This window comes from Halochromatium sp. (assembly GCF_046541315.1).
Taxonomy (GTDB): domain Bacteria; phylum Pseudomonadota; class Gammaproteobacteria; order Chromatiales; family Chromatiaceae; genus Lamprobacter.
Genome location: NZ_JBKHDN010000209.1, coordinates 1 through 4738 on the forward strand (window position 1 = coordinate 1; position 4738 = coordinate 4738).

4 protein-coding genes and 1 pseudogene are annotated in these 4738 nt (G+C 64.0%); 3 read left to right on the forward strand and 2 right to left on the reverse strand.

Annotated features, from left to right (window positions below):
- Nucleotides 1-162: 162 nt before the first annotated feature.
- A complete protein-coding gene (locus tag ACLFQI_RS11700; protein WP_410759542.1) occupies nt 163-915 on the reverse strand; it encodes a hypothetical protein in 753 nt (250 codons plus the stop codon).
- A gap of 306 nt (nt 916-1221) precedes the next feature.
- Between ACLFQI_RS11700 and glgC the strand changes: the two genes are divergently transcribed.
- The 3 genes from glgC (at nt 1222) to ACLFQI_RS11715 (ending at nt 3595) form a co-directional block, all read left to right on the forward strand.
- Complete coding sequence (gene glgC / locus ACLFQI_RS11705; protein WP_410759544.1) at nt 1222-2505, forward strand: glucose-1-phosphate adenylyltransferase; 1284 nt, start codon at nt 1222-1224, stop codon at nt 2503-2505.
- Nucleotides 2506-2691: 186 nt separating this feature from the next.
- On the forward strand, nt 2692-3033 hold the full coding sequence (locus ACLFQI_RS11710; RefSeq protein ID WP_410759545.1) for a cation transporting ATPase C-terminal domain-containing protein: 342 nt from the start codon (nt 2692-2694) through the stop codon (nt 3031-3033).
- A gap of 34 nt (nt 3034-3067) precedes the next feature.
- Nucleotides 3068-3595: an NAD(P)-dependent oxidoreductase gene (locus ACLFQI_RS11715; protein WP_410759547.1), complete on the forward strand. Its 528-nt coding sequence runs from the start codon at nt 3068-3070 to the stop codon at nt 3593-3595.
- Between the two features lie 182 nt (nt 3596-3777).
- Here the strand turns inward: ACLFQI_RS11715 and ACLFQI_RS11720 are convergent.
- Nucleotides 3778-4738: pseudogene (locus ACLFQI_RS11720) on the reverse strand (hypothetical protein); the annotation flags it as partial.

The following is a 4738-nucleotide window of genomic DNA, read 5'->3' on the forward strand; positions in this document are numbered from 1 at the left end:
GGAGGTACCGATGCGGTGGCTTGCCATAGAAACCTCGAGTAGCGATCAGCGGGACATGAGAGGCCTCGCCGAGCAGCACGACGCGCGCACTGCTGATGCGCTGCAGCAGGGCGTCAATCGATGCGTCGTCCGGGTCATTGAAGGGCTCGGCGGTGCGGAGTCTTACTTACCACTGACGCTCGGCCGACAGGGTGCAAAAAAGCTGTCACGGAGCGCTTCACGGCACTTGATCTCGGTGCCGTTCATGGTCTTTGGATCTGCCTGCCGCGCCCGCTGCTCGGCAGCCAGATCGACCAGCTGACGTGCAGCGCTGCATTTGGTGGTGTCTGCGCAGGCGTTGTCGGGGCCGCAGGCCTGGTCAACCAGCACCTGACAGGGGCGGCTGCCACTTGTCTTCGGTGATGCTGTGGCGCCCGGCGGCGCGATGTCAGTTTCAGTGCTTCCGCGAGCCTCAGGCTCGGGTGATGGAGTCGGTGTCGCCTGCCGGCGCTTAAGCATCTCGGCGTTCGGTACCACGCGGCCGTTGCGCACGTGTAGATCGGTGCCGTCATTCAGGCGGTGGACACCGTCCCAGAGCTGGGTCTGGTAGCCGGGCCCATTAGTCATTGGCCGGTTGGTGCGCGGGTCGACCCAGACCTGGGCGCCGTTCTGCAGGGTGCCGCGCCAGGGCTCGCCGCTCGGGGCTCGCGTCGCCTCGTCAGGCTCGGCCGGATCGATCGGTGCTTGAGCGCTGAGCTCGGTGCTCGCCAGCGCGGTGATGACCAGAACAAGAAAAGCCGATGCCGATGCGTTGAGGTCTCTCCTTACTCGAGTCTCGGTCGCGCGGGCGTGCAGCCGATTGTGGTCGAGTCGCACGGCCTCAAGCCGTTGGTGGCGCGAATCCATGGATTGTTCATCGGTCATCGCAGTGTTCATGGCATCTCAACTCCAGGGCAGGGCATGCGCCGGGCAACGACATCGTTCGGCGCCCTCCCAACTAAAGCAACGCGCGTGCCGCTCATGATCCGCCCTCCCTGAGCGGACGGCCCGCGCGATGGCGCGCACCGGGGTGGTCGCAAACCGCTCGGCTGGCCCTGGAACAGATTGGGCGGCATCGCCTCGGCATGGATGGTGGGCATCGACCCGGAACGGAATGTGCATTTACCTAATTAAGCTCAAGCCAGCTGCCCGTTATCGGGGCAGCAGCAGGAGACCGAGAAGAACCGACATAGGAGCCTATCCATGCAACCGACCCATTCACGCGCGGGCGATCGCCGCAAAGTCATGGCCATGGTGATGGCCGGAGGGCAGGGCTCGCGGCTGCGGCCGCTCACCGATAAGCGCTCGAAGCCGGCGGTCCCGTTTGGCTCGCGCTACCGGATCGTTGACTTCGTGCTCAGCAATCTGGTCAATTCCGGGATCTCAACGATCTATCTGCTGGTGCAGTACAAGTCGCAGTCACTGATCGAGCATGTGCGCAAGGCCTGGACGATCTCGCCGCTGTTCCCGGATCAGTTCGTGACCGTGGTGCCACCCCAGATGCTCAATGGCAAGACCTGGTTCACCGGCACTGCGGATGCCGTTGCCCAGAATCTGGAGCTGATCGAGTCACATCACCCAGACCTGGTGCTGGTGTTCGGCGCCGACCACATCTATCGCATGGATGTCGATCAGATGATCGAGCAGCACCTGGAGCGCGACGCGGATGTGACGGTCGCGGCGCTGCCGGTGCCGCGCGAAGAATCGCCGAGCTTCGGCATCATCGTTGCCGACAGCGATGGCCGGGTGCGCGGCTTCGAGGAAAAGCCGGCACGGGGCACACCGATACCGGATGATCCCAGCCGGGTCTATGCGTCGATGGGCAACTATGTCTTCAGGGCAGGCTGCCTGGTGCGCGCATTGCGGGATGCGCAGCGCAACGGCGAGACCGATTTCGGCAGCCACGTGATACCGCGGATGCTCGGGGAGAGCCGGGTCTTCGCCTATGACTTTGCCGACAATCGGGTGGCTGGACTCAAGGCTTATGAAGAGCAGAGCTATTGGCGTGATGTCGGCACCATCGATGCCTATTACGCAGCGCATCAGGATGTACTGGGCGCCCAGCCGCAGTTGGACCTGTTCAACCCGCGTTGGCCGGTGTTCTCGAGCAATTATCAGGGGCCAGTCGCGCGCGTCATGGACAGCGAGATCGACAACTCCCTGCTAGGCGCGGCAACCTTGGTTGAGGGGGCACGCGTGCGCAACTCGATCGTGCGACGCGAGGCGGTCATCGAGGAGGGCGCGGAGATCGAGGACAGCATCATTATGGATTATGTCAGGATCGGCAAGGATGCGCGGCTGCGCCGCGTTATCGTCGACCGGCACAACCTGATCGAGCCAGGGACGCACATCGGCTGGGACACCCAGCAGGATCGTGCCAGCCTGGGCCTGCCAGTGACTGATTCTGGCATCGTGGTCGTGCCGCGCGGCCGGACCCCCTTCTTTGCTCGCGGCCCGCGCGGAGGCGGCGGCGGTTACTCTGACTAAGGCAGCAATTCCCGGCGAACAGAATCTAAGCGCCTGATCTCACTCGACTCCACCTCTCGCCTACCAAAATCTCGCAAAAATACGGCCCAATTTTTCAGCAGGTTAGTGTTCACCGGGAATTGCTGTTGCCCCGGCTATAAGCCTTATCAAATAATCTTTTCCCGAGAATCAGGATCACCCGCGAAGGTGAAACAGTCATCGCACAGCCTGCCCATGCTAATAGTGCTGTTCGAGAACCTGCACAACTTCAACTGCCGCTCCGAGGAGCGCTCGACGTTGCGTATCCCGCTGCGTGCCAATCCGCTGCTGATCGGCACGGTGATTGCGGTTCAGGCGGTGCACATCCTGGCGATGTACCTGCCGGGGCTGAGCGATGTGCTGGAGGTGGTGGTCCCGGTGCCGCTGTGGAAGTGGGCAGCCCTGCTTGGCATCGCCGTCTCGCTCCTCTTGGTGATGGAGCTATTCAAGGCGCTGCGTGAGCGCCATCAACATTCCGATCTGTCAAATGCCCCAGCGGCCGGGGCATAAGGACAGACGCTTGGGACTGTACGGAGCCTCCACCATGAAAATCTATGTCTTCGATGTCGAAAACTGGGAAGCCGGAGCCTTCGACTGCTTGCAAGGCGAGCACGAGATCGCGTTCACCAGCGAATCTCTCCGGCCAGAGAATGCCTCGCGCTATGCCGACGCCGACGCGGTAAGCACCTTCATCTATTCGTCGATTGACCAGGATGTATTATTGGCGGAGATGCCGACGCTCGAGGTGATTGCCTCGCGCTCGACCGGCGTCGATCACATCGACACCAACCGCTGCCGCGAGCGCGGTATCACGGTGAGCAATGTGCCGGACTATGGCAGGACGACGGTCGCCGAGCATGTCTTCGCGCTCTTGCTGACCATCAGCCATCGCATGGAGGATGCCGTCCAACGCACGCGTCGCGGCGACTTCAACGCAGGCGGTCTGCAAGGGTTCGACCTGCGGGGGAAAACGCTTGGGGTGGTTGGTACCGGTGACATCTCCGACCACAGGCGATATCGAGCGGACGTCGCCCGCTGCATGGCGCCACCGCAAGGATCGGCTGGTGCATAACAGCCATGAGTTGGGGGAAATGAACAAGCCATTGGTGCGATGCGAAGTCGAAGCCTCGAGCCCAGCTGCGGATCAAGGTGCTGATCAAGCCAGAGCCTGCGGCGCATGGAACGCGATCCAATCGATTCTGCCGGTCTAGCACTCTGCGGCTTTCGGCTGCACATTGCTCAACGCCCTGCTGCTCAGCGGTTTGATTGGGGCGCGCCGGGCTCCACACCGGCCTCCAGCCGCCTAGCCCCGCGCCGAGCGATCAGCCAGGCACCGAGGTAGCAGCCGATGCCGGCCAGCAGCGTCACCGGCTGACCGGCCTGGACCGACAGCAGCGTCGCCGTCGATGCGGCGAGCACCGAGGCAAAGCCATTGATCGCCCAGCTCCAGGGTTGCCAGCTGCGCGTGCCGACCAGCTGCTGCAACGCCCAGGGAAACGGCCGGCCCATGGCCCAGGTCATCGGCAACAGCAACGCCGCCAGCAACATGATGCGCGCGAACAGCGGCAATGCCAGCAGGGGATGGCCGGGCCACCACAGCGCCAGCACCGCGATCGCGCCGCCGATCGCCAAGGCGCCGAAGATCGATCGCAGGGCGTCGGCGCCACGGCGCGGCGTTGGCATCGCGCTGCCGATGCCGGCACCGAGCATGAACAGGGCGAAGATCACCGCCGCGGCCAGCACCGGCAGCTCGACGAAGGCGATCATGCGCTGCAGCATTGCAAGCTCGATCAGCATGAAACCGAACCCGAGCAGCCCGAAATAGCCGATGACCTCGCTGCGCGTGAAGGCCGCCGAGGCACGCGGCATGCGTCCCAGCGGGGCCAGGATCAGCAGCGCGGCCGCCAGGGTCGCGACGATGAGCGCCACGGCCGACATCACCAGCGTCCAGTCCAGGTAGCTGGCCGCGCGCGCGCCGAGCATCTCGAACAAGCGCGGGATCGTCGACCACTGCATCGCGTGCCAGAAGTACGGCCGGCTGATCCCGACCGCGCCGGTTTCGAACCAGCGCGCCTGTTCGGGCATCGCCGTCTCGCCGAACACCGCCTGGGCGGCCGCGAAGAAGATCGGCGTCTCGAGCTGGTGGTAGCGGTTGACCTCCTGCGCGCCGAGACCGCGATGCCAGACCCGGTCGAAGCTCCAGCGCTCGGCGAAG